Here is a 22,563-nt window from a genome sequence, read left to right on the forward strand (position 1 = left end):
TTCGGTAAAACTCAGTACGTCACTTCGAGTATTTTGACGTAGAGAAACGAAGTCAAAATGTATCGAGAAGTGAGTGTTTTTAGCCAAGTAGAATGGTTTTGATTTAACAGAATTTTATTGGCTAAAAAACGTATCGAGAAGGATTATTTTTTAAAATTTAAGTTTATAAATTAACTCGTTTTAATTTTAAAAAGAGCATTTTTGCATTCAAAGAATAGGTAATGAAAAAAATAAAGACCCAAATAATTCCAAGTAAATCTTTTTTTATTGGCACATCAACCGATTTAGATTACAAGGCGATTTGCGTTTTTGCAGCTACGGGTTTTTTTCTGGATGATGATACTTATTATGAAAAGCAAAAGGTGCTCAAACCAGCTCATGACTATCAAATAGAAAAAGGCAAAATAATTTCTGAAAAACCCTATTTCCAATGGCATTATTCGCCAGTAGAGCGACCCTTGGAACAAATTGTTCAAGAATTTGCCCAATTGTTCGAAACCATTATTACCGAACAAGTAGGCGACAAAAAAGTGATACTACCACTTTCGGGCGGTTTAGACAGCCGTACACAGGCGGCGGCTTTATTTCATTTAGGGAAAAAAGTAAACAGCTACAGTTATTCTTTTGAAGGCGGACACGATGAAACGTATTATGGTAAAAAAATAGCCAAAGCCTGTAATTTTTCCTTTCAAGAGTGGAAAGTTCAAAAAGGTTATTTATGGTCAAAAATAGAACGATTAGCAGCAATTAATGGTTGCTATTCCGAGTTTACCCATCCCAGACAAATGGCATTTGTAGAAAAATTTGCTGAGTTAGGCGATGTTTTTTCACTAGGACATTGGGGCGATGTGCTGTTTGATGATATGGGAGTACCTGAAAATTTTCCCGAAAATCAAATGGTGGATTTACTGATGAAAAAGATTGCCAAAAAAGGCGGTATGGAACTAGCCAATGCATTATGGAAATCGTGGCAGTTAGAAAATGATTTTGAAGACTATCTTCGAGACAGAATTCAAAAATTATTAGATAGGATTCCGATAAACAATAGTGCCAATGCCAAAATCCGTGCTTTCAAAAGTTTGTATTGGGCACCACGTTGGACGAGTGTAAATTTGTCTGTTTTTGAGTCGGTTTGCCCAATAAGTGTTCCGTATTACGACAATCGTATGTGCGAATTCATTTGCACTGTTCCCGAGAAATATTTGGCTGGAAGACAAATCCAAATAGAATATTTAAAGATGCGTATGCCTGCTTTGGCCAAAATCACTTGGCAAGATCATCGTCCCTTTAATTTGTACCATTATCATTGGGATAAACGACCATGGAATTTGCCGTATAAAATAGTGGATAAAATTCGAAGAACCTTGCAACCAAAAACTTTAATTCAACGCAACTGGGAATTACAGTTTGTAGGAGACTCCAATGAAAAGGAACTCCAAAAATGGCTGTTTGAAAATCCTGATTTTTCGGAACTTTTAAACAAAGATCTTGTTTCGGAATTTTTCACTAAGTTTGTTAACCAAAATCAGGTATGTTATTCGCATCCGATAAGTATATTACTCACCCTTTCTTTATTTACTAAAATGAATAGATTGTTGGTTAGTAAATTAATATAAATAAAAAAATAAATGAAAATTCTAATTACGGGAGTGGCTGGGTTTATTGGCTCACACACAGCAGAGAGACTACATTCACAAGGGCACACAATTGTTGGTATAGACAATTACTCACCTTATTATGATGTTAATCTCAAAAAGCATACTGCTGCTGTATTAGATAGTAAAGGAATTACAATTTTCTCTTTCGACTTGAGATCCAAAGAAAACTATGCTGCATTACCAACGGATTTTGAATATATTTTTCATTTTGCTGCTCAACCTGGTATTGCCGATACTTGCAGTTTTGAAGATTATCTAACTAATAATTTTATTGGGACAAATCATTTATTGGAGTTCGCATTACAAAATTCCAAACTTCAGCAATTTGTTAACATTGCCACATCGTCCGTTTATGGTATCGATGCTTCATATGACGAGACGACGGTTCCTAAGCCTGTTTCTAATTATGGTGTAACAAAGTTAGCGGCAGAGCAATTGGTTTTGTCTTTTGCTAGAGATAATAAACTGAAAGCTTGTTCTCTCCGATTGTATTCGGTTTATGGACCAAGAGAGAGACCAGATAAATTGTATCCTAAATTGATTATTTCGGCACTCTCGGGAAATGCTTTTACCTTGTATGAAGGTAGCGAAAAACATTTGCGTAGTTTTACTTTTATCGATGATATTGTAGATGGAATTGTAAGTGTAATTGGAAAAGAATCTGTAACAAATGGTGAGATATTTAATTTAGGAACGGATGCAGAAAATTCGACCCAAGACGGGATTAGTATCGTTGAAGAATTGCTAGATACTAAAATTAAAGTTAGTGTCATTGCCAAAAGGGCTGGAGATCAATTGCGAACTAGTGCTGTAATCGGAAAAGCTAGAGCTTTATTAAATTATAACCCTTCAACCTCGTTGAAAGAGGGGATTTCAAAACATATTGAGTGGTATAAAAGTAATCCTGAGCTTCTGAAATAATTGTTAGCAAATGGGCACTCAAAAAATTGCCATCTATTCGGGAGAAATTCCTTCGACTACTTTTATCGAGCGATTAGTAGAAGGTCTGGCTGATTCTGGAAAAAAGGTTTTTCTTTTTGGGACTTTAAAAAAAAGAAAGAAATACAGTAAGAATGTGATTGTGGTGGCTTATGAAAATCGTCTTCAAAAGGCATTTCAGTTGTTGTATTATGGCTTGTTGTTGATGCTTTTTAAAAATAATGACAAGAAAAAATTAGATAATTTATTACTGCAACAAGGTAGATTTTCTTATCAGTCAAAAGCAAAATACTACCCTGTTTTGTACCATCAACCTGATATTTTTCATTTGCAATGGGCTAAAGGAGTTGAAGATTGGATGTGGGTTCAGGAATTTGGAATCAAGTTCGTTTTGAGTCTTCGAGGGACACATATTACGATTTCCCCCGTTGCAGATAAACAACTCTCGGCGGAATATCTTTCTTATTTTCCTAAATTAGATGGGTTTCATGCGGTTTCGCAATCTATTGCTCAAGAAGCAGTTTCTTATGGAGCTGATGCATCAAAAATAAAAGTGGTTTACAGCGGATTAGATTTGACTAAGTTTCCATTTTCAGGTGAAAAGAAAACGGGAAATAAGTTAAAAATTATTTCTGTTGGCAGAGATCATTGGGTAAAAGGATATTCGTATGCGCTTGATGCAATGGCATTATTACAACAAGAAAATTTCGACTTTCATTATACCATTATTGGCGTTCAAAATGATGAAGAGTTATTGTTTCAAAGAGCTCAACTAGAATTGCAGGGAAAAGTTTTTTTTAGAGATAATCTTCCATTTGAAACTGTTGTAAGCGAAATCAAATCGGCCGATATTTTGCTGTTGCCAAGTGTAGAGGAAGGAATTGCAAATGTGGTTTTGGAGGCCATGGCTTTGGGAACTTTGGTTGTTTCTACCGATTGTGGGGGTATGTCTGAAGTGATCAGTGATGGAGAGAACGGGTTTTTGGTTCCGATTCGCAATCCTGAAGCTATGGCAGCAACTATTAAAAGAGCAGCTCTGCTATCGGATGAATCTCGCTTGGCGATTACTCAAAGAGCAAGACAAACTATCGAAAAACAACATAACGAATCTTTGATGGTTGCTGATATGATGACATTGTACGAATCGGTTTTAAACGGAAAGCGATGAAAATAGGAATAGTGTTACCAGCAGCTCCAGGATATTCGGAAACTTTTTTCACTAACAAAATAAAAGGGTTACAAGCGAATGGTCATGAAGTAGTTTTGTTTGTAAATACTTCAAAAGGACAAAGTGATTTTATTTGTGAAATAAAAAAAGCGCCTAGTTTGTCTGGGAATGCTCTGAACGTTTTTTGGGTTAGTTTATTCTGTTTAATAAAAACGTGGTTGTTGCATTTTGGGGCGACTTATAGATTATTTAAAAACAATAAAAAGGATGGCCTTTCTTTTGGTTCTTGCTTGAAAAACAGTATAACAAATAGTCATATTCTCTCGGAATCCTTGGATTGGCTTCATTTTGGCTTTGGAACGATGGCAATCGGCCGCGAAAATGTGGCTAAATCAATTGGAGCTAAAATGGCAGTGAGTTTCAGAGGTTTTGATATTGGGATTTATCCCGTTAAAAATCCAAATTGTTACCGATTACTTTGGCAAAAAGTAGATAAAATTCATGTCATTTCCGATGATATTAAAGAATTAGTATATAAACATGGTTTTTCAGGTGAAGCTCCAATTGTTAAGATTACGCCAGCAATAAATACTGATTATTTTAAATCGGATACTATAGATTCTAATAATGATAGTCTTCAATTGATGACTGTAGCTCGACTCAATTGGAAGAAAGGTTTGGAATATACTTTTGAAGCTTTGGCTATTTTGAAGCAACAAAAAATAGCATTCCATTACACCATCATCGGGGACGGAAATGAAAAAGAAAGATTAGTCTTTGCAGTTCATCAATTGGGATTGAAAGAAAATGTTACTTTCGCTGGAAAGTTGTCTCCAGAAGAAGTTAAAGCACAACTACAATCTGCCGATTTGTATTTGCAATACAGTATTCAGGAAGGTTTTTGCAATGCGGTACTCGAAGCTCAGGCTATGGGGAAAATTTGTGTTGTGAGCGATGCCGAAGGATTGAGAGAAAATGTTGTCGATGGAATTACCGGTTTTGTAGTACCCAAACGAAAACCATTATCTTTAGCCAATAAGATTGTCGAAGTTGTTCGTTTGTCTGAAACAGAAAAAAATAAACTGAGGCAAAAAGCTATTGAACGGATGAAAACACATTTCACAATTGAAAAACAAATAGAAGAGTTTAATGATTTTTATGAAATTATTTAATAAGATTAGTTTAAGATATAATCAGTTGAAAAAACATCCAGTTACAAATGGAGATGAATTGTCTGGTATTTTAAGATATATAATTTTTAATATTAAAAATAGAATTGTTTTAGAGCAAACATTTGATTGGATAGAGGGAATGAAATTCTATGCTAAAAAAGGAGATGCTGGGATTGTAGGCAATATTTATTATGGTTTATATGAATTTGTTGAATCAATTTTTTTGATTCATCTACTTGAAAAAGATGATGTTTTTCTTGATGTTGGAGCTAACGTTGGTCATTATTCATTATTAATGTCTGGTATTAAGAAGTGTAGGTCTATTGCATTAGAGCCTGTTCCAAAAACATTTCAACAGTTAGTTCGACAAATCGAGTTAAATAAGTTAAGTGGAAAAGTATACCTTATAAATAAGGGTGTGTCTAATAAAGAATCAGAATTGTTTTTTTCGACTGATAGAGGAACTATGGATGGTGTTGTAAATAAAGAATATAAAAATGCTGTCCGAATTCCTGTTTCAACAATAGATAATATGCTAAATGCGAGTGTTCCATTGGCAATTAAAATTGATGTAGAAGGTTATGAAAAATATGCTTTATTAGGAGCACAAAAGACTTTAGAAAATCAAAATCTAAAAGTGATTATTGTTGAATTAAATGATTCAGGTAGAAAGTATGGAGTTGAAGATAATGAGGTGTATTCGGAGTTATTAAAATTTGGATTTAAACCTTTTGATTATGATTTTATAAATAGGAAATTAGTTTCGTTGAATCATTATAATAAACATAAGTTTAATACAATTTTTGTTAGAGATTCTAATTTTGTTAGTGCTAGATTGGTATCGTCGAAGAAAATAAAAATTAGAAATAAGTTTTTTTAAAAGAAACAATTGAAAATCCATATTCCCCATACCGATATTGTAGTAAATAACAAAAAGAAGTTATTCGTTTTGACGCGTCCATTTTTTATTGATGGGAAATGGTCAGAAACGATTTGTTCTATTTCGGAAGCTGAAGTTGTTTTATTGCCATTTTCAATCAATTATTATTTTGACAATAAAAAAGAGAAGCTTCTAAAAATAATTAATGCCCAGTGTTTGCAATACCGAATTAAAGTCTATGGTTATATTGCTGGTGATTTTGGACAGGCTTATCCCGAGTTTTCAAACATCATCTATTTTCGAATGGGTGGTTTTAAAAAACAATTGTCAGATAAGAATAAAGGATTTCCAGTGTCACTTTCAGATCATTTTCAGCGATTGTATCAAATAGAAAATCCTATTCCTAAAGAGAAATCGCAATTGCCTATTGTTGGGTTTTGTGGACATGCTACTTTGGGACAAGCAAAAAGAGCGAAAGAGACTGTGAAGTTTGTTATAGAAAATGCCAAGCGTTTTTTTAAAAATCCCTTTCGTAACGATTGGGAACCCTTATTTGCTTCGGCTTATGAAAGAGCCAAATTGCTTTCTTCTTTAGAAAAAAGTTCCCTGATAGCAACCAACTTTATTTACAGAAAAAACTATCGAGCAGGAGCGCAAACCGAAGTAGAACGTGAAAAAACAACCTTGGAATATTATGATAATATTGCCAATTCGGATTATGTGGTTTGTGTTCGCGGTGCAGGAAATTTTTCGGTTCGATTGTATGAAACCTTAATGATGGGGAAAATCCCCGTTTTTGTAGATACCGATTGTTTGTTGCCTTTTGAAGATGAAATTGATTGGAAGAAACATTTAGTTTGGATAGAATGGAAAAACCGAAAACAAATAGCCCAAAAGATTATCGATTTCCATAATTCGATTTCTAATCAAGAATTTATAGATTTACAAATTTCTAACCGAAAATTATGGAAAGAAACACTTTCTGTAAACGGAATGTTATCGATGATAAAATGTAAATTGTAAGTTGAATAACTTGAATTTGAGAAAGATGCGGACTCTAGTGATAATAAACAGGTAAAGCAAACAAGCTTAACTAATTGTCATGCCGAATTTATTTCGGCATCTAAATAATTTGCGTATCTATGGTTTATAGAACATACCATAATTATTGGGTTTATATTCTAACTAATAAACCAAATGGGACTCTATATATTGGGGTTACAGGAGGTATTGATAACCGTATGGAACACCATATTGCTGGTAATGGAAGTGTGTTTACTGCAAAGTATAAATTGAAGATGTTGGTTTATTTTGAAGAATTTCAGTACGTAGCGGATGCAATATCCAGAGAAAAGCAATTAAAAAATTGGCATAGACAATGGAAAATTAATTTAATTGAAGCAGATAATCCCAATTGGGAAGATTTGTGGTCGAAACAGAAGCTGAAATGACCTTCTGTCATTCCGACTTCCTCTGTCATTCTGAACTTGTTTCAGAATCTTAATGAGGCAGGATTATAGAAGCTGAAACGAGTTCAGCTTGACAAAATAGAACTTGATGAAATGGAATTCGATAGAGTTTGGTTATTCCAATTTCTTTTGTCATTCCGAACTTGCTTTGTCATTCCGAACTCGTTTCGGAATCTTAAAGAAGTTAGGATTATCCGAACACGTTTGGGTTAACAGCGCCTTTGTCATTCCGACTACCTCTGTCATTCCGAACTTGTTTCGGAATCTTAATGAAATAGGATTGTAGAAGCTGAAATAAATTCAGCTTGACAGTAAAAAATAATAATAAACAATAGTACTATTTACTAAATGATATTTAACTATTTAAAATATTTAAAACCAATTTGGTATTTCAATCTAAAGCCAAGTCAGGATTATGGTTATTTCCCAACCGAAGCTCAGTTGATGGAATCTGGATATGCTGTATCGAAAGATGAAAGATACTGTAGTGATGAAGCGCGAAGTAGAGACTTGTCGTGGACTGCTTTTCAACAAGGATTTATTAGTAAAAAGAAGCAAGAGGGAATGAATGTTTGGCAAAAAGTAAATTTGCCAGTTCACGATGAATATTTTTTCTTGCGGAAAAATTTTCATTGGACTTGGGTAACTTATGTTCTCGTTATACGTCTTTTTACTTTTCATAATCCGTTTAAAGAAATACGAGGCTTTATAAAAACCAGAAAAGTAGATCGTTACGATTTTGCTCAAAATCATTTTGTCTATTCGAATTATGATACATTTGAAAGTCATTTGATTCAAAAAAATCCGTTGGTATCAGTGGTGATTCCTACCCTTAATAGGTACCAGTATTTACAGGATGTTTTAAGAGATTTGGAAAAGCAAACCTATCAAAATTTTGAGGTGATTGTGGTGGATCAAACCGATGATTTCAAGGAAGATTTTTATAAAGGTTGGAATTTAGATTTAAAATATTGGTATCAGGAAGAAAAAGCATTATGGAGAGCCAGAAACGAAGCTATTCAATCTGCAAAAGGGAATTATATTTTGTTGTATGATGATGATTCTCTCGTAGAGGAGAATTGGATTGAGGAACATTTAAAAACACTTGATTTTTTTGATGCCGATTTGTCCTCTGGAGTTTCGATAAGTAAAGTAGGGGATAAAGTTCCACCTCATTACAGCTATTTTAGATGGAGCGATCAGTTGGATACTGGAAATGTACTTTTGAAGAAATCCATATTTGATGCAATTGGATTGTTTGACCGCCAGTTCGAAAAACAACGAATGGGCGATGGGGAATTTGGTTTAAGAGCGTATTTAAATGGGTATAAAAACATATCCAATCCAAGGGCTAAACGAATTCACTTAAAAGTGAGTGAAGGTGGGCTAAGGCAAATGGGCAGTTGGGATGGTTGGCGCCCTAAAAAGTTATTGGGTCCTCGTCCTGTTCCAAGTGTGTTGTATTTGAGCAGAAAGTATTTTGGGAATTCGCTGAGTCGTTATATGATTTTGCATTCCATTTTACCCTCTTTGGTTCCGTATCAGTTTAAAGGGAATAAAGTTTTAAAAGTAATGTCCTTTTTATTGATTCCGTTTGTATTACCATTGGTTTGTTTTCAAGTTGGAAAATCATGGAATTTAGCTACTGAAAAATTAAAAAAAGGGAGTAAAATAGAAAGTTTATGAAACAAAATATTCTTCTTATTACTTCCGAATTCCCTCCACTTCCAGGAGGTATAGGAAACCATGCTTTTTTTCTTGCAAAATATTTACAAAAAAATAGTTTTGATGTTTTGGTTGTTTCGGATTTTAGAGATGAAAAAGCAGATGCAAAGTTTGATGAACAGCAAAATTTCAGAATTTTTAGAGTTAAAAGGAATTCTTTTACCCAAATTAACAGAATAAAAAACTGTTTTTCTCTTGCTAAAGAAAATGAAATTATAATTTGTTCCGGAAAGTTTTCGTTATGGACTGGAGCTTTTTTAAAATCATTTTTTAAATCCAAAAAAATAATAGCAGTGCTTCATGGTTCGGAACTCAAAGCAGGAAATTCCGTTTTGCAAAAGCTAACCAAATATAGTTTGAGTAAATTTGATAAACTGATAGCGGTTTCTAATTTTACTAAAAATTACGCTTTGCAAATCAATCCAGATTTAAAAATTGATGTCATCAATAACGGAATTGAAATCAACCCTAAAATCGAAAAACCAGAAAAACCAGAGCAACTGAATTTAGTGACAGTCGGAAATTTAACTTTTAGAAAAGGACAACAGAATATGATAAAGGCACTTCCTTTGCTTAAAGAAACTTTTCCCAATATTCATTATAATAGTATCGGAATTCCAACCGAAAAAGAAAAATTTTCTAAGTTAGCAAAGTCCTTAAACGTATTAGAAAATGTTACTTTTTATGGCGCTTTATCTGAAAATGAAAAAAATGAAATTTTACGAAAAAGCACTGTTTTTGTAATGCTAAGTGATATTGTAAAAAATGATTTTGAAGGCTTTGGAATTGCTATTTTAGAAGCTAATGTATTAGGTATTCCTGCAATTGGTTCTCAAAATAGTGGAATTGCTGATGCTATTCAAGACGGGTATTCTGGTAAGTTAGTAAATCCTCATAGCCCAGAGGAAATAAAGTTGGCTTTGGAAGATATCATAACGAATTATGAGCAATACAAACTACAGGCAAAAGAGTGGAGTAGTCAATTTGATTGGTCAAAAGTGATTCAGAAATATATAGCGGTATTAGAATCATGAAAAGGAAAAAGTTAGTCATCATTTCGCATACCGAACATTATCGCAATGCTGATGGAATTATAAAAGGTTGGGGAGCCACAGTAAACGAGATTGATTATTTGTCCCAATATTGGGATGAGGTTTGTCACGTGGCTTGTCTTTACGATACCTCACCTCCGGCTAGTTCTTTACCATATTTGAGTAATAATATTGAGTTTGTTCCCATTCCATCATACGGTGGTAAGAGAATTATCGATAAGATATTTATTCTATTCAAAATTCCTAAAATTATCTATCAGACGATAAAAACAATTAAAGGCGCTACAGAAGTGCAACTACGATTGCCGACCAGTATGGGATTATTTTTGTTGCCTTTGTTTTCATTTTTTATTCCCAGAAAGTTTACTTTTTGGGTGAAGTATGCTGGAAATTGGAAACAGGAAAAAGCACCTTTGTCCTACCGATTGCAGCGTTGGTGGTTGCAAAAAAATATTGCTAAATGTGCAGTTACTATCAATGGATTTTGGGAAGATCAACCCAAACATTGCCATTCATTTGAAAATCCTTGTTTGGCCGATTTGGATATTCAAAACGGGAAAGAAGTGGCATTATCTAAAACATTTCAAGTACCCTTTGTTTTCTCGTTTGTGGGGCGTTTGGAAAAAGCAAAAGGAATGGATCGAATTGTAGAGGCTCTAAAAGAAATGGAGATAGATACAATTGCCAAAGTACATTTTGTAGGTAATGGGCCTCTTGAAAAAGAATACAAAGAAATGATGTCTTTTCTAGGAGATAAGGCTGTTTTTCATGGCTTTCTTGGAAAAGAAAAGGTTCATGAAATTTTAAAAACATCTCATTTTTTTCTTTTGCCTTCTGATTCTGAGGGATTTCCTAAAGTTGTTGCCGAAGCGGCTTGTTATGGCGTAATTCCAATTGTTTCTAATGTAGGCAGTATTCCTCATTATGTCAATGAATCAAATGGGTTTTTATGGGATATTAAAAATGAAATCTCGTATAGTAGTGTACTACAAAATACTATTGCTGTTTCCAGTGAGAGCTTAAATATGAAATCGAACAATATTCTTAAATTGGCCGAAAAGTTTACTTTTGCTAATTATAAAAATAAATTACTGCAAATTTTACCTTATCAGAATTAAGGTTTAAAATTTTAAAATTGTTTAAATGAAAAAGGACGAGTTATCCTATATCTATTTGATTTTATTCCATGCATTTATTGGTGGGATTATTTATTTAGTTCCTTTTTTTTCAAAAATATATGCATTATTAATAGTAGCTTTTGGTATTTACTATATTGTAAAAAACAAGAACAAGGATAATGAAGTCCTTATAATGGCAGCATACGTAGTAAGTGTTGAGGTTTTTCTTAGGATGACACACGGAACATTGTTGCATGAATTTGGGAAATATTCCGTTCTAATCTTTATGTTTTTAGGAATGTTTTATTCGGGATTTTCCAAAAATGGGTTAATTTACTGGGTATTTCTATTGTTGTTGATTCCTGGAATTGTAATAACAACCAACACTTTAGATTTGGATGTTGATATTAGAAAAGCCATTGCTTTTAATATTAGTGGGCCTATTTGTTTGGCTATAAGTGCTATATATTGTTATCAAAGGCAAATAAGTTTCGATAGATTTTTGGGAGTGATTACTGCCTTTTCATTGCCCCTAATAACTATAGCAGTTTATCTGTTTTTATACACCCCAAGTGTAAAAGATGTAGTGACGGGAACGGCTTCAAATTTTGCTACTTCTGGAGGATTTGGTCCTAATCAGGTTTCGACAATTTTGGGTTTAGCTGTTTTTATTTTTTTTGTTCAGTTGTTATTTAATTCTAAAAGTAAATTATTACAAATGATTAACGCTTTTTTTGTAATGTTTTTTGCTTTTAGAGGAATTGTGACTTTTTCCAGAGGAGGAACTTATACGGCAATTATGATGGTTTTTGTTTTGATAATGATAATGTATTTTAAAGCGAAAGGAAACATAAAGCCTAAACTGGGATTAATTGTTTTAATGTCGTTTATCATCGGTTTAGGGGTTTGGGGTTATAGTTCTTTGCAAACCAACGGACTTATTAATAAACGTTATGCGAATCAGGATGCCTTAGGGCGAGAAAAACAGAGTCAGTTGTCAGGAAGGGAAGTGCTAATGGCTTCAGAAATTCAAATGTTTTTAGATAACCCAATCTCAGGAGTAGGCGTTGGGATGAATAAAAGTATTAGAGAAAAAGAAACTGGAATAGAATCAGCATCGCACAATGAAATTACCAGAATGCTTGCTGAGCATGGTCTGATTGGAATAATTGCATTGATGATTTTACTTTGCACTCCTTTGATTCTATTTGCATTGGACAGAGGAAACATATTGGCGCTTTCCTTTTTTATATTTTGGCTTTTAACAATCAATCATGCCGCTATGCGATTAGCAGCTCCTGCTTTTGTGTATGCTCTATCATTATTAAAAGTCAATTTAGCGAGTCAAGTAGATAGCAAAGGCATAGATAAAGCATGGATAAGGCATGGATAGTGTATGAAAAGGGCATGCGAAAAAACAGTTCTTAGAAACAATTAATAACCGTATAGTTGTACTACCATTGAAAAATTTGTTATACATCGGGAATAAGTTATCCAGGCATGGAGTAACCCCAACAACTATAGAAACTCTTGGGCCATTATTAGAGTTTGAGGGCTTTAATGTGGTATATAGTTCTAGTCAAAAGAATCAAATACTAAGATTAGTAGCGATGTTGTTTTGTGTATTGAAAAATAGTAAAGTTGATGCGGTGTTAATTGATACCTATAGCACTACAAATTTTTGGTATGCCTTTCTGGTTTCTCAATTATGTCGGCTATTAAGACTTAAATATATCCCTATTTTGCATGGGGGAAATTTATCTTCAAGATTGAGAACTAATCCAAAATTATGTGGTATGGTTTTTAATAATTCTTATCAAAATGTAGCTCCATCTTTATTTTTGATGGAAAAGTTTACAGACATGGGATATCAAAATCTGATTCATATTTCTAATTCAATTGAATTACAGAATTATCCTTTTTTAGAGCGGAATGAAGCAAAATGCAATTTATTGTGGGTTCGGTCTTTTGCTCAAATTTACAATCCTATAATGGCAGTTGAGGTTTTTTCATTATTAAAAAAGAAATATCCTAATGCAACACTATGTATGGTTGGACCTGATAAAGACGGAAGTTTATATGAAGCTAAAACTAGGGCAAAAGAATTAAATGTTGAGGTTGAATTTCCTGGAAAATTATCCAAAAAAGACTGGATTACTATGTCTAAGGAGTATTCTATTTTTATAAACACCACTCATTTTGATAACATGCCCGTTAGTGTTATGGAAGCTATGTCTTTAGGTTTAGCAATTGTTTCTACTAATGTTGGAGGTGTCCCTTTTTTATTAAAAGATGAAAAAAATGCATTGCTCGTCCCTGATGGGAATGTTAATGAAATGGCATATGCAATTTTTCGACTAATTGAAGATCCTGATTTTTTTAAGAGTATTGTTAAAAATGCAAGAGATAAAGCAAAAGAGTTTGAATGGGATGAGGTTAAATTAAAATGGATTGCTATTTTAAAATAGGATAAGATTTGTCTAATAACTATAACTAACTAACTTTGTAACAAATTGTAATCCCAAATCATACAATGAACAGCTCCAAAAAAATGCATTTCGAAATATCCGAACGCAAATTGCTTTTGCGTTTATTTGATGTGCTTTTTGTATTATTTGGATTGTATTGTTTGAGTTTTGTTTCTGGATTTGATTACTTTAAATTTTCACTAAACAATAGTTATTGGATTATTCTTTTGGCTATTTATATCAATGCCTTTGGAGCCATTTTCGAAATGTATAATCTTCAGGTAGCCAGTAATCATTTTCAAGTGTTGCGAAGTACCATACTTACGACTACCTCTACAGTTGTTTGTTATTTATTGACACCAATATTATCTCCTCAATTGCCCGAAAATCGTTTACAGATTTTACTTTTTTATGTGGTTTTTTTTATTGCACTCTATCTTTGGCGAATGATTTATGTGCGTTTTTTGGCATCGAATAGGTTTGTTCAAAATGTACTTTTGGTATGTGATAAAGGACAAGTAGAGGAACTTGTTTTAGGGTTAGAAAGCGTGGATCCACATTATAAAATAGTTGGATATATCAGTTTGAATGATGATTCTTTATCTGATTTTGGAAATCAATATGTGCAAAATGTAAAAGCAAACGACTTGACAGCCTTTGTTACCAAAAATGGAATTTTTGAAATCGTTGTGGCTACACAACATACAGAAGGAATTACAGCCGATTTATATCATCAACTGCTAGTATTATTAGAGTCTGGTAAAAGTATAAGAGAATATACTCAAGTATTTGAGAGTAAAGCGCAACGTATTCCAGTTCAGTTTATTTCTAGAGACTTTTATCGTTTTTTTCCGTTTAGTCGCAGTAATCAAAATAAATTGTATTTGACTATTGTACGATTAGCTGAAATTGTTTTGTCATTAGTAGGAATAAGCATCGGGCTTTTATTAATTCCAATTTTACTGATTGGGAATGTTTTTTGGAATAAAGGAAGTCTGTTTTATACTCAAGAAAGAGTAGGTAAGGATGGTGTTGTTTTCAAAATATACAAATTTAGAACCATGGTGAAAAGTTCCGAAAAGACAACTGAAGCTGTTTTTGAAAAATTTGATAGTGCTCGTGTAACTAAATTTGGTAAGTTTTTGAGGAAAACCAGAATAGATGAATTTCCCCAGTTTATCAATGTTTTAAAAGGCGATATGGCTGTGATTGGCCCGAGACCAGAACAACCTGCATTTGTAAAAGAAATTGCTCAAGTAATGCCTTTTTATGAAACCAGACACGTCATAAAACCTGGACTTACTGGATGGGCTCAAGTCAATTATTCTTATGGTGAAAGTGTCGAAGAAAGTTTGATAAAGTTGCAGTACGACTTATACTACATCAAACACAGAAGTATTTATCTTGATTTAAGTATCGCCTTCAAAACTATTTCTACTGTTTTGTTCTATAGAGGACAATAAGACAAGTTGAGTTTTTTTAATTTTTTCTATTAAATAATTATTGGAATTGGTTTTTTGTGTCTGTTTGCCATTCTAAACAGAACAAACAAGTTGGTTATAATTACTGGTAGAACGATAAAAAAATGAACTTTAGTAATTATAAAACAAGAATACATTATCGTTAAAACTATACAAAAAGAGGATAGTTTGTAAGTCCATTTTGAATTTTTTGTCAGCACAAAATACATTAAAACCAAAAGAATAGGATTGAATAAAAGAATATTATAATTGTATCCTAATTCGAGATGTAAAGAATAAAACCCTAAAAAAACAAATGCAAAACCCAACGTTCCAATGATAGCCAAATATATTGAATCAATACTTTTCTTATTAGCTAATGTCACTAATACTAAAACGAATAGGTAAGTATAATAGTTGTTCCACCATGAAGTTGGTGCTTGCTCTTCAAAATTTAAAATAGTTTGGTTTGGTTTGGTTAATGGTTGGTTTTGATATTGAATCAGTTCTAGACTTTTTTGTAATTCAAATGGCAAAAATATTTTAGTTCCCATCTGGTCCACTTTGGTTCCAAACAAAATGCTAGTTCCTAGTTTTTCATAAAAGTGATTGTTAAAATAAGGAAATAAAATAGATCTGTAGCTTTGATTAGTATCTACCTTTTTCGCAATTACATTCGTTTTTAAAGTTTTATTGATGATATCTACAACTTTTGTAGTACAATTGTTGTCAATGAATTTGTATTGATACAAACGTTCGTCAGATACCATTGATTTTGCTAAATTTTCAAACAATTCTTGTTTTTGAGCCAATGGGATATTCAATTCTTGCTCATAAACATCCCTTTTTTCATAATTGTATTGATTGATAAAATCGACGTAACGATTATTTGTAATAAAATAATCCAAATCACCTTTGCTAAATCGCAAGGCAAAATTGGGAGTGTCAAAGTCAAAAGCACCATAGTTATACACAACATCGAGATTGTTCTCTGTGTCCGAAACCCTTATGGCTGTATGCCCAAACAGAGAATAAAGTTCGTTTCCAGTACCACAAGTCATCACACTTACAGTTGCTTTATCGGATAATTTAACATCTTGGGCAAATGAATTAAAAATAGAACTTAATAAAAGAATACAAGTCAATGTTTTTTTAAGAAGAGTTGTTTTCATTTTGCTGCTTTTTGATGATATTTTTTTTTTTTTAAATGTCAAAGTTAGTTCCTAAAAAGGGATAAATCAACTTTAAGTGAAAACACATTAGAATACATAGCTGTACTTTGGTTTCCTAATGCAGTCAAAGAATAATCAATCGCAATTCCTTTGTATTTGAAACCAAGACCAATATTGGGCTGAAATCCTATTGTTTCCGAATTGTCTATTTGAGTGATATGCTGAAAATTACCAATTCCTGCTCTTAGGAAAGCTAGATTGATATAGCCAAATTCTAAACCAACTGCAGGATCAATACTGATGAATTTGCTCGAAATTAAATCATTGGTTTGAGTAAACTGCATATTCAAATTTGTGGTAGCCAAAAGACTGTAGTCCTCATGGAAAATAAATTTTTTAGCGATACCTAGTTGTGCTTTTGGGAGTGTGATTTCGGTACTTTCAGGTGGTTCTTGGTTTTCTCCAGGGATAGCATCGGCAATTTTTTGGTATTCTTCTTCGTTGATGTTCCAAATGTTATAAGTCGTTGTTATATCCCGAAGCATTAATCCATACTGCCAATCATTTTTTTCAAATTGAAATCCAACATCAAATCCAAATCCCCATGAAGTGGCAAAATCACCAATGATTCGCCTGATTATTTTTGCATTTACACCAAATTGAAAACCTTGCACAGGTAATTCTTGCGCATACGAAAAAGTAAAACCATAATCAGCAGTAGAAAAAAGACTAATTCTGTTGTAATCTATATTTCCTTCACTGTCTATTAAATCAGTGGTATTCATAATATCATCGACCCCAAAGCGTATCATCGAAATTCCCCACGCGCTTCTCTCGTCTATAACACTCGCATAGGCTATATAATCGTATTTGGCAATATTGGCGAAATAGTTAGAATGCATTAAGGAGATTTGATTGTCCTCTAGATGCATTAATCCAGCTGGATTCCAATACCCAGCATTTACATCCGAAGTAGAGGCCGTAACAGCATTTGACATACCTAAAGCAGCTGCATCTACACCAATATTCATAAACTCATTTGAGTATTTTCGAACAGTTTGAGAGTAAATATTGTTTACAATGAAAAGAAGTAAAATGAGCTGTGTTTTTTTCAAAAGATATAATTTCTAAAATGAGAAATAGTTTAATTTTCATCAAAAATAAAGTTTTTTAATGATGTAAATGCTTCAATTCAATTAAATACTATTTTTTGTTGGCGACTAATCAAAATCTCTCTTCAAAAAAAGTATCGCTTTCACATATTGTATTAAATTTGCTGAGCTTATTTTTCAAATAAAAACACCATGAATATAAAAAAACACATTCCAAATACAATTACGTTGCTTAACCTATTTTGCGGTTGTATCGCCCTAGTATTTGTAAGTAAGGATGATTTCGAATTGGCTTTCTATTTTGTTTGTTTTGGAATTTTTCTGGATTTTTTTGATGGTTTTTTTGCTCGTTTGTTCAAGGTTTGTGGCCCATTGGGATTGCAATTGGACTCGTTGGCCGATATGGTTACCAGTGGTGTTGTGCCAGGATTTGTAATGTACAAAATGATGCTTTCGAGTAGTGTTGCTATGAATGAAGGTCTTTTGCAATATTTTCCTTATTTAGGTTTTATAATAGCATTGGGATCTTGCATGCGTTTGGCAAAATTTAATATCGATACTCGCCAAACCGATTCGTTTATAGGGTTGCCAACTCCAGCGAACTCACTTTTTGTAATGAGTCTTCCGTTGGTGCTAAAATATTCAGATTCATTACTGATTTTTGAAGTTTTGACCGAAAAATGGGTGTTGTTGCTGATAACATTGTTTAGTGCTTATATTCTAAATGCCGAAATCCCTTTGTTTTCTCTGAAAATAAAAAAGTTTAATTTTAAGGATAATGCATTGCAAATTATCTTTTTAGCTATTTCAGTTTTGTTGTTGCTAACTCTGAATTATTTAGCAGTCCCTTTAGTGATTCTTTTGTATGTTTTGCTTTCAGTACTAAACAATACATTTTTTAAGCGCTAATTTTTGAATGAAAAAAAATAATAGGACGGTTCCAAGACGCAAGCCCAGAAAGAAAAAAAGCTTCTTTTCAGGGAAGTTAATTGATTTCTTTTTTATCGGAATCGGATTCTTGGCACTCTTTTTAGTTGCTTATCACTATCGTTCTGGTTTAGCACGTTATTTTGGGTTTAAATCGCATTATGCAACCACCAAAACGGATGTTTTTTCGGAAGCTCGAAATTTAAAAGTACTAGAAAAGAACGAAGGGAAAGTCGTGGGTATTGACGTTTCGGAATACCAAGGAAAAATCCGTTGGTCTTATGTGGATACCATTGAAGAAAAATATCCTTTACGGTATGTTTTTATCCGAGCTACAGTTGGGAAAGATAGACCTGATCGTCAGTTTAAAAGAAATTGGATTGGTGCAAAAGACAATAAAATGATTCGAGGGGCTTATCATTATTATCGTCCAAACGAAAATTCATTAGAGCAAGCAGATCTTTTTATAAAAACCGTTAAGCTAGAAAAAGGGGATTTTCCGCCTGTTTTGGATATTGAAAAACTCCCTAAAAATCAATCTATAGAACGTTTGAAATTAGGTTTAAGACGTTGGTTAAATGCTGTCGAAAAACATTATGGAGTGCGACCTATTATTTACACAGGGGAGAAGTATTATGATGATTTCCTGAAAGATGAATTTAGTGATTACCTTTTTTGGATTGCTAATTATAATTTTTACCGAGAAGAAATCCAAGAAGGTTGGCTCTTTTGGCAATTTACAGAAAAAGCAAGTGTGCCAGGAATCGATACCAATGTTGACGTCAATATTTACAACGGCGATTTACAACAGTTGGAGTTTATTACGGTAGAATAACTTTTTAAATATTTTTGTTTAAAATCATAAAGATTACAGTCCCAAAAAAAGCAAATGCTATAAGCAAGGCTAATTTTGATTTTGGATTGGCAAAATTGAGAGTTATTCCCATCCATTCCACTCTTTTTGGGACAAAAAGACGTTTGTCTTCTTTGTTGTAATAAAAAAGCCCCCTACATTTCCAGTTATTGGAATCGTTTTTCCATTTTTCGGCAGTTTCTTTGTCGGGGTCGTTGTCTTTCCAGTCTTTGACTGCGCTTTTGTTTTGACTCATTTTGAACCGTTTTTATTGTGTATTAAATGAGTATTTTGTGAAAAATTAGAATTCCAATTTCTTTTTTCTCAATTCGAAATTCTGACCAAGGTAAACACGACGTACCATTTCGTCTTCTACTAATTCTTCTGGGACACCCGCTTTTAAAATCCCACCCTCAAACATAAGGTAAGTTTTGTCGGTGATAGCAAGGGTTTCCTGTACATTGTGGTCGGTTATCAAGATTCCGATATTTTTGTTTTTCAATTGCGCTACAATTCTCTGAATGTCTTCTACAGCAACTGGGTCAACTCCAGCAAATGGTTCGTCAAGCAAAATAAATTTTGGATCGGTAGCCAAGCAACGAGCAATTTCGGTACGACGACGTTCTCCTCCAGAAAGTAAGTCCCCTCTGTTGGTGCGGATGTGTTCTAAACTGAATTCGGCAATCAAACTTTCCATCTTTGCGATTTGTTCTTCCTTAGATAATTTTGTTAGTTGTAAAACGCTCAAAATATTATCTTCAATACTCAGTTTTCTAAAAACAGAGGCTTCCTGAGCTAGATACCCAATACCTTGTTGTGCTCTTTTGTACATAGGATAATCGGTAATATTCAAATCGTCTAGATAAATATTCCCAGCATTTGGTTTTACCAATCCTACAATCATATAGAAAGAAGTCGTTTTTCCAGCACCATTTGGTCCCAAAAGACCTACAATTTCTCCTTGGTTAACTTCTACCGAAATACCTTTTACAACACTTCGTCCTTTGTATGTTTTTATTAAATTATCTGCTCTTAATTTCATTTTTTTAAAGTTGCTAAGTACTAAAGTTGCTGAGTAACTAAGTTCTTAATTGTTGCAAAGAAACAAATTTTGTCTATTTGATTTATAGGTTTTAACTTCAAATTTAGCTTTTCTTTTGTCAGCCTGATTTTGAATTGTGATCTTATTTTTGATAACTGATTTCTATTTTTTCTCTTCCAATGCTTCCCAAAATTCGTAGGCTCTACGCAAATGCGGAATTACAATTGTTCCTCCAACCAGAGTTGCAATTCCCATTGCTTCCATCATTTCTTCTTTGGTAACACCTTCCTTGTAGCTGGTTTCGAGATGGTATTTTACACAATCATCACATCTTAAAACCGTTGAGGCTACTAAGCCAAGAAGTTCTTTGGTTTTTACATCCAATGCACCTTCTGCATAAGCATTGGTGTCTAGATTAAAAATACGTTTGACTATTTTATTATTGTCTGCCAATAATTTTTCGTTCATTTTAGAACGATAGCCGTTAAATTCTTCTACAATATCAGACATTTTCTTTCTGTTTATTAATCATTACAATTTTTGAAATAAATATACTTACTTCGTAAATAAGTAACATTGGGATAGCAACAATTGTTTGGCTTACTACATCTGGAGGGGTTACAATTGCTGCAACAATCAAGATGATAATAACGGCATATTTCCAGTATTTTCTTAAGAATGTTGGTGTTACCAAATCTAATTTTGTTAGGAAATAAATAATTACTGGCAGTTCAAAAAACAATCCGCTGGCCAAAATACTGGTTTTTACCATTCCCATATAAGAGTCTAGTGTAAATTGATTTTTTACGACATCACTAATAGTAAAAGTCGCTACGAAATTTACTGACATTGGAATTACAACAAAATAACCAAAAATGACTCCTAAAAAGAATAATAATGACGAAAAAAAGATGAATGTTTTAGCTCCTTTCTTTTCGTTGTCGTACAAAGCGGGACTTATAAATTTCCAAATTTCCCATAAGATGTATGGAAAACTCAAAATGAATCCCGCCAAAATACACATCCAAATAAAAACATTAACCTGTCCTTCCATTTGTGTATTTTGAATGATAAAAGGCATTTCGGTTATACAGATACTATCTGCAAATCCGAGTTGATGAGATAGTTGACAAAAGTATTGGTAGGTAAAAAAAGTTGGTCTTGTCGGGCCAAATATAACTGTGTCAAATAGCCAATCACTAATAAAATACGTAACGCAAGCCATTACAAGCACGGCTGTTGTACTTCTAACTAAAAGCCATCTTAATTCTTCAAGATGGTCCAAAAATGACATTTCGCCTAGATTCTTCTTTGCCATTATACAATTCCTTCTTTTAAAATATCATGTAAATGAAGCACACCTTTGTATTCTCCATTGTCAACCACTATTAATTGTGTAATCGAAAAATCTTCCATAATGTTAAAGGCATCTACCACCATCGCATTCGATTGAATGGTTTTAGGGCTTTTGGTCATAATGTCTTTTGCTGTTAAATCGGCAAAAGTATCTCGGTCGTTCAGCATTCTTCTAATATCCCCATCAGTAATGATGCCTACGACTTTGTCATTCTCTACAACAGCTGTCACTCCTAAACGTTTTTCTGAAATTTCGAAAATTGCTTTTTTAACTGAAGTATCGGGAGTTACCGCTGGTTTTAAGGTGTGTTCTAGCATGTCTTTTACGCGGAGTAATAGTTTTTTGCCTAAAGCACCTCCTGGATGATAAACGGCAAAATCTTCCGCTTTAAAATCTCTCATTTGCATCAAGCAAACCACTATGGCATCTCCCATTACCAATTGGGCAGTTGTACTATTGGTAGGAGCCAGATTGAGCGGACAAGCCTCTGCTTCAACAGTCGTATTCAAAACATAATGAGAACCTTTGGCTAGAAAGGAAGTCATATTACCTGTCATTCCAATAAGGGTATTACCAAAACGGGTTAATAGCGGAACTAATGCTTTTATTTCTGGACTATTGCCGCTTTTTGAAATGCAAATCACTACATCCTCTTTTTGTAACATTCCTAGATCTCCATGTATGGCTTCGGAAGCATGTAGGAATAAAGAAGGTGTTCCAGTAGAGTTAAATGAAGCGACCATTTTTTGAGCGATAATGGCACTTTTTCCAATTCCAGTAACCACTAATCTTCCTTTGGAATTATAGATGCATTGTACCGCTTCTGCGAACGTATCATCAATAAAATCAAGTAGTTTGGCTATAGATTGGCTTTCGGATTCAATTGTTTTTTTAGCGGTAGCTAATATGTTTTTTGTAGTAATCAAATCGGATAATTTAAAATTTGTAAGTGTAAAAGAAAGTTGTATCTTTATGTGCCACAAATTTATAT

General features: G+C 33.3%; 23 protein-coding genes. 16 read left to right on the forward strand and 7 right to left on the reverse strand.

What is annotated here, in order from left to right; genetic code table 11:
- Positions 1–221 precede the first annotated feature (221 nt).
- The 14 genes from ABEB18_RS11720 to ABEB18_RS11785 all read left to right on the forward strand — a co-directional run bounded on the left by ABEB18_RS11720 (position 222) and on the right by ABEB18_RS11785 (position 15,112).
- Entirely contained in the window at positions 222–1,616 is a 1,395-nt protein-coding gene (locus tag ABEB18_RS11720) for an asparagine synthase-related protein (RefSeq protein WP_348799490.1), read from the forward strand.
- A 12-nt stretch (positions 1,617–1,628) separates the two neighbouring features.
- Positions 1,629–2,579 carry an NAD-dependent epimerase/dehydratase family protein gene (locus ABEB18_RS11725; protein ID WP_348799491.1) on the forward strand — a complete coding sequence of 317 codons (951 nt, stop codon included), beginning with the start codon at positions 1,629–1,631 and terminating at the stop codon, positions 2,577–2,579.
- Positions 2,580–2,589: 10 nt separating this feature from the next.
- Positions 2,590–3,765: a glycosyltransferase family 4 protein gene (locus tag ABEB18_RS11730; RefSeq protein WP_348799492.1), complete on the forward strand. Its 1,176-nt coding sequence runs from the start codon at positions 2,590–2,592 to the stop codon at positions 3,763–3,765.
- On the forward strand, positions 3,762–4,937 hold the full coding sequence (locus tag ABEB18_RS11735) for a glycosyltransferase family 4 protein (RefSeq protein WP_348799493.1): 1,176 nt from the start codon (positions 3,762–3,764) through the stop codon (positions 4,935–4,937). The genes ABEB18_RS11730 and ABEB18_RS11735 overlap by 4 nt, the downstream gene beginning before the upstream one ends.
- A gap of 25 nt (positions 4,938–4,962) precedes the next feature.
- Entirely contained in the window at positions 4,963–5,817 is an 855-nt protein-coding gene (locus tag ABEB18_RS11740; RefSeq protein WP_348799494.1) for an FkbM family methyltransferase, read from the forward strand.
- Positions 5,818–5,826: 9 nt separating this feature from the next.
- Positions 5,827–6,840, forward strand: a complete 1,014-nt coding sequence (locus ABEB18_RS11745) for an exostosin domain-containing protein (protein ID WP_348799495.1) — start codon at positions 5,827–5,829, stop codon at positions 6,838–6,840.
- Between the two features lie 119 nt (positions 6,841–6,959).
- Entirely contained in the window at positions 6,960–7,268 is a 309-nt protein-coding gene (locus ABEB18_RS11750) for a GIY-YIG nuclease family protein (protein ID WP_348799496.1), read from the forward strand.
- A 106-nt stretch (positions 7,269–7,374) separates the two neighbouring features.
- Positions 7,375–7,572, forward strand: coding sequence for a hypothetical protein (locus tag ABEB18_RS11755; RefSeq protein WP_348799497.1), 198 nt, complete (start codon positions 7,375–7,377; stop codon positions 7,570–7,572).
- A 62-nt stretch (positions 7,573–7,634) separates the two neighbouring features.
- On the forward strand, positions 7,635–8,972 hold the full coding sequence (locus ABEB18_RS11760; protein ID WP_348799498.1) for a glycosyltransferase family 2 protein: 1,338 nt from the start codon (positions 7,635–7,637) through the stop codon (positions 8,970–8,972).
- On the forward strand, positions 8,969–10,045 hold the full coding sequence (locus ABEB18_RS11765) for a glycosyltransferase family 4 protein (RefSeq protein WP_348799499.1): 1,077 nt from the start codon (positions 8,969–8,971) through the stop codon (positions 10,043–10,045). Before ABEB18_RS11760 ends, ABEB18_RS11765 begins: the two co-directional genes overlap by 4 nt.
- On the forward strand, positions 10,042–11,181 hold the full coding sequence (locus ABEB18_RS11770; protein ID WP_348799500.1) for a glycosyltransferase family 4 protein: 1,140 nt from the start codon (positions 10,042–10,044) through the stop codon (positions 11,179–11,181). The genes ABEB18_RS11765 and ABEB18_RS11770 overlap by 4 nt, the downstream gene beginning before the upstream one ends.
- Positions 11,182–11,206: 25 nt before the next feature.
- Positions 11,207–12,574 carry an O-antigen ligase family protein gene (locus ABEB18_RS11775; protein WP_348799501.1) on the forward strand — a complete coding sequence of 456 codons (1,368 nt, stop codon included), beginning with the start codon at positions 11,207–11,209 and terminating at the stop codon, positions 12,572–12,574.
- A 67-nt stretch (positions 12,575–12,641) separates the two neighbouring features.
- Complete coding sequence (locus ABEB18_RS11780) at positions 12,642–13,649, forward strand: glycosyltransferase family 4 protein (RefSeq protein ID WP_348799502.1); 1,008 nt, start codon at positions 12,642–12,644, stop codon at positions 13,647–13,649.
- Between the two features lie 65 nt (positions 13,650–13,714).
- Positions 13,715–15,112 (forward strand): exopolysaccharide biosynthesis polyprenyl glycosylphosphotransferase, encoded by a 1,398-nt coding sequence (locus tag ABEB18_RS11785; RefSeq protein WP_348799503.1) that lies wholly within the window; start codon positions 13,715–13,717, stop codon positions 15,110–15,112.
- Between the two features lie 29 nt (positions 15,113–15,141).
- Here ABEB18_RS11785 and ABEB18_RS11790 read toward each other — a convergent pair whose 3' ends face one another.
- Both ABEB18_RS11790 and ABEB18_RS11795 read right to left on the reverse strand, forming a co-directional pair.
- On the reverse strand, positions 15,142–16,281 hold the full coding sequence (locus ABEB18_RS11790; RefSeq protein WP_348799504.1) for an Lnb N-terminal periplasmic domain-containing protein: 1,140 nt from the start codon (positions 16,279–16,281) through the stop codon (positions 15,142–15,144).
- 44 nt (positions 16,282–16,325) lie between these two features.
- Positions 16,326–17,396, reverse strand: coding sequence for a putative type IX sorting system protein PorV2 (locus ABEB18_RS11795; RefSeq protein WP_498371372.1), 1,071 nt, complete (start codon positions 17,394–17,396; stop codon positions 16,326–16,328).
- A gap of 189 nt (positions 17,397–17,585) precedes the next feature.
- Here ABEB18_RS11795 and ABEB18_RS11800 point away from each other — a divergent pair, with 189 nt between their 5' ends.
- A complete protein-coding gene (locus ABEB18_RS11800) occupies positions 17,586–18,302 on the forward strand; it encodes a CDP-alcohol phosphatidyltransferase family protein (protein ID WP_348799506.1) in 717 nt (238 codons plus the stop codon).
- Positions 18,303–18,309: 7 nt separating this feature from the next.
- Positions 18,310–19,155 carry a glycoside hydrolase family 25 protein gene (locus ABEB18_RS11805; RefSeq protein WP_348799507.1) on the forward strand — a complete coding sequence of 282 codons (846 nt, stop codon included), beginning with the start codon at positions 18,310–18,312 and terminating at the stop codon, positions 19,153–19,155.
- Positions 19,156–19,159: 4 nt separating this feature from the next.
- Here ABEB18_RS11805 and ABEB18_RS11810 read toward each other — a convergent pair whose 3' ends face one another.
- The 5 genes from ABEB18_RS11810 to ABEB18_RS11830 form a co-directional block, all read right to left on the reverse strand.
- On the reverse strand, positions 19,160–19,429 hold the full coding sequence (locus tag ABEB18_RS11810; RefSeq protein ID WP_348799508.1) for a DUF5808 domain-containing protein: 270 nt from the start codon (positions 19,427–19,429) through the stop codon (positions 19,160–19,162).
- Between the two features lie 45 nt (positions 19,430–19,474).
- Positions 19,475–20,215, reverse strand: coding sequence for an LPS export ABC transporter ATP-binding protein (lptB, locus tag ABEB18_RS11815; protein ID WP_348799509.1), 741 nt, complete (start codon positions 20,213–20,215; stop codon positions 19,475–19,477).
- Positions 20,216–20,377: 162 nt separating this feature from the next.
- A complete protein-coding gene (locus ABEB18_RS11820) occupies positions 20,378–20,725 on the reverse strand; it encodes a carboxymuconolactone decarboxylase family protein (protein WP_348799510.1) in 348 nt (115 codons plus the stop codon).
- Positions 20,718–21,533, reverse strand: coding sequence for a twin-arginine translocase subunit TatC (tatC, locus tag ABEB18_RS11825; protein ID WP_348799511.1), 816 nt, complete (start codon positions 21,531–21,533; stop codon positions 20,718–20,720). The genes ABEB18_RS11820 and tatC overlap by 8 nt, the downstream gene beginning before the upstream one ends.
- A complete protein-coding gene (locus ABEB18_RS11830) occupies positions 21,533–22,498 on the reverse strand; it encodes a KpsF/GutQ family sugar-phosphate isomerase (protein ID WP_348799512.1) in 966 nt (321 codons plus the stop codon). The genes tatC and ABEB18_RS11830 overlap by 1 nt, the downstream gene beginning before the upstream one ends.
- Positions 22,499–22,563 lie beyond the last annotated feature (65 nt).

It is taken from the genome of Flavobacterium adhaerens (assembly GCF_040045115.1).
GTDB classification, from domain to species: Bacteria; Bacteroidota; Bacteroidia; order Flavobacteriales; family Flavobacteriaceae; genus Flavobacterium; species Flavobacterium adhaerens.

Excerpts from the sequence above, each read along its gene's own strand:
- ABEB18_RS11820 (WP_348799510.1), bottom strand. The coding sequence starts at position 20,725 with ATGTCTGATATTGTAGAAGAATTTAACGGCTATCGTTCTAAAATGAAC.
- ABEB18_RS11790 (WP_348799504.1), bottom strand. The coding sequence starts at position 16,281 with ATGAAAACAACTCTTCTTAAAAAAACATTGACTTGTATTCTTTTATTA.
- ABEB18_RS11735 (WP_348799493.1), top strand. The coding sequence starts at position 3,762 with ATGAAAATAGGAATAGTGTTACCAGCAGCTCCAGGATATTCGGAAACT.
- ABEB18_RS11730 (WP_348799492.1), top strand. The coding sequence starts at position 2,590 with ATGGGCACTCAAAAAATTGCCATCTATTCGGGAGAAATTCCTTCGACT.
- ABEB18_RS11725 (WP_348799491.1), top strand. The coding sequence starts at position 1,629 with ATGAAAATTCTAATTACGGGAGTGGCTGGGTTTATTGGCTCACACACA.
- ABEB18_RS11765 (WP_348799499.1), top strand. The coding sequence starts at position 8,969 with ATGAAACAAAATATTCTTCTTATTACTTCCGAATTCCCTCCACTTCCA.
- ABEB18_RS11785 (WP_348799503.1), top strand. The coding sequence starts at position 13,715 with ATGAACAGCTCCAAAAAAATGCATTTCGAAATATCCGAACGCAAATTG.
- lptB (WP_348799509.1), bottom strand. The coding sequence starts at position 20,215 with ATGAAATTAAGAGCAGATAATTTAATAAAAACATACAAAGGACGAAGT.
- ABEB18_RS11805 (WP_348799507.1), top strand. The coding sequence starts at position 18,310 with ATGAAAAAAAATAATAGGACGGTTCCAAGACGCAAGCCCAGAAAGAAA.
- ABEB18_RS11810 (WP_348799508.1), bottom strand. The coding sequence starts at position 19,429 with ATGAGTCAAAACAAAAGCGCAGTCAAAGACTGGAAAGACAACGACCCC.
- ABEB18_RS11755 (WP_348799497.1), top strand. The coding sequence starts at position 7,375 with ATGAAATGGAATTCGATAGAGTTTGGTTATTCCAATTTCTTTTGTCAT.
- tatC (WP_348799511.1), bottom strand. The coding sequence starts at position 21,533 with ATGGCAAAGAAGAATCTAGGCGAAATGTCATTTTTGGACCATCTTGAA.
- ABEB18_RS11760 (WP_348799498.1), top strand. The coding sequence starts at position 7,635 with ATGATATTTAACTATTTAAAATATTTAAAACCAATTTGGTATTTCAAT.
- ABEB18_RS11720 (WP_348799490.1), top strand. The coding sequence starts at position 222 with ATGAAAAAAATAAAGACCCAAATAATTCCAAGTAAATCTTTTTTTATT.
- ABEB18_RS11750 (WP_348799496.1), top strand. The coding sequence starts at position 6,960 with ATGGTTTATAGAACATACCATAATTATTGGGTTTATATTCTAACTAAT.
- ABEB18_RS11775 (WP_348799501.1), top strand. The coding sequence starts at position 11,207 with ATGAAAAAGGACGAGTTATCCTATATCTATTTGATTTTATTCCATGCA.
- ABEB18_RS11800 (WP_348799506.1), top strand. The coding sequence starts at position 17,586 with ATGAATATAAAAAAACACATTCCAAATACAATTACGTTGCTTAACCTA.
- ABEB18_RS11770 (WP_348799500.1), top strand. The coding sequence starts at position 10,042 with ATGAAAAGGAAAAAGTTAGTCATCATTTCGCATACCGAACATTATCGC.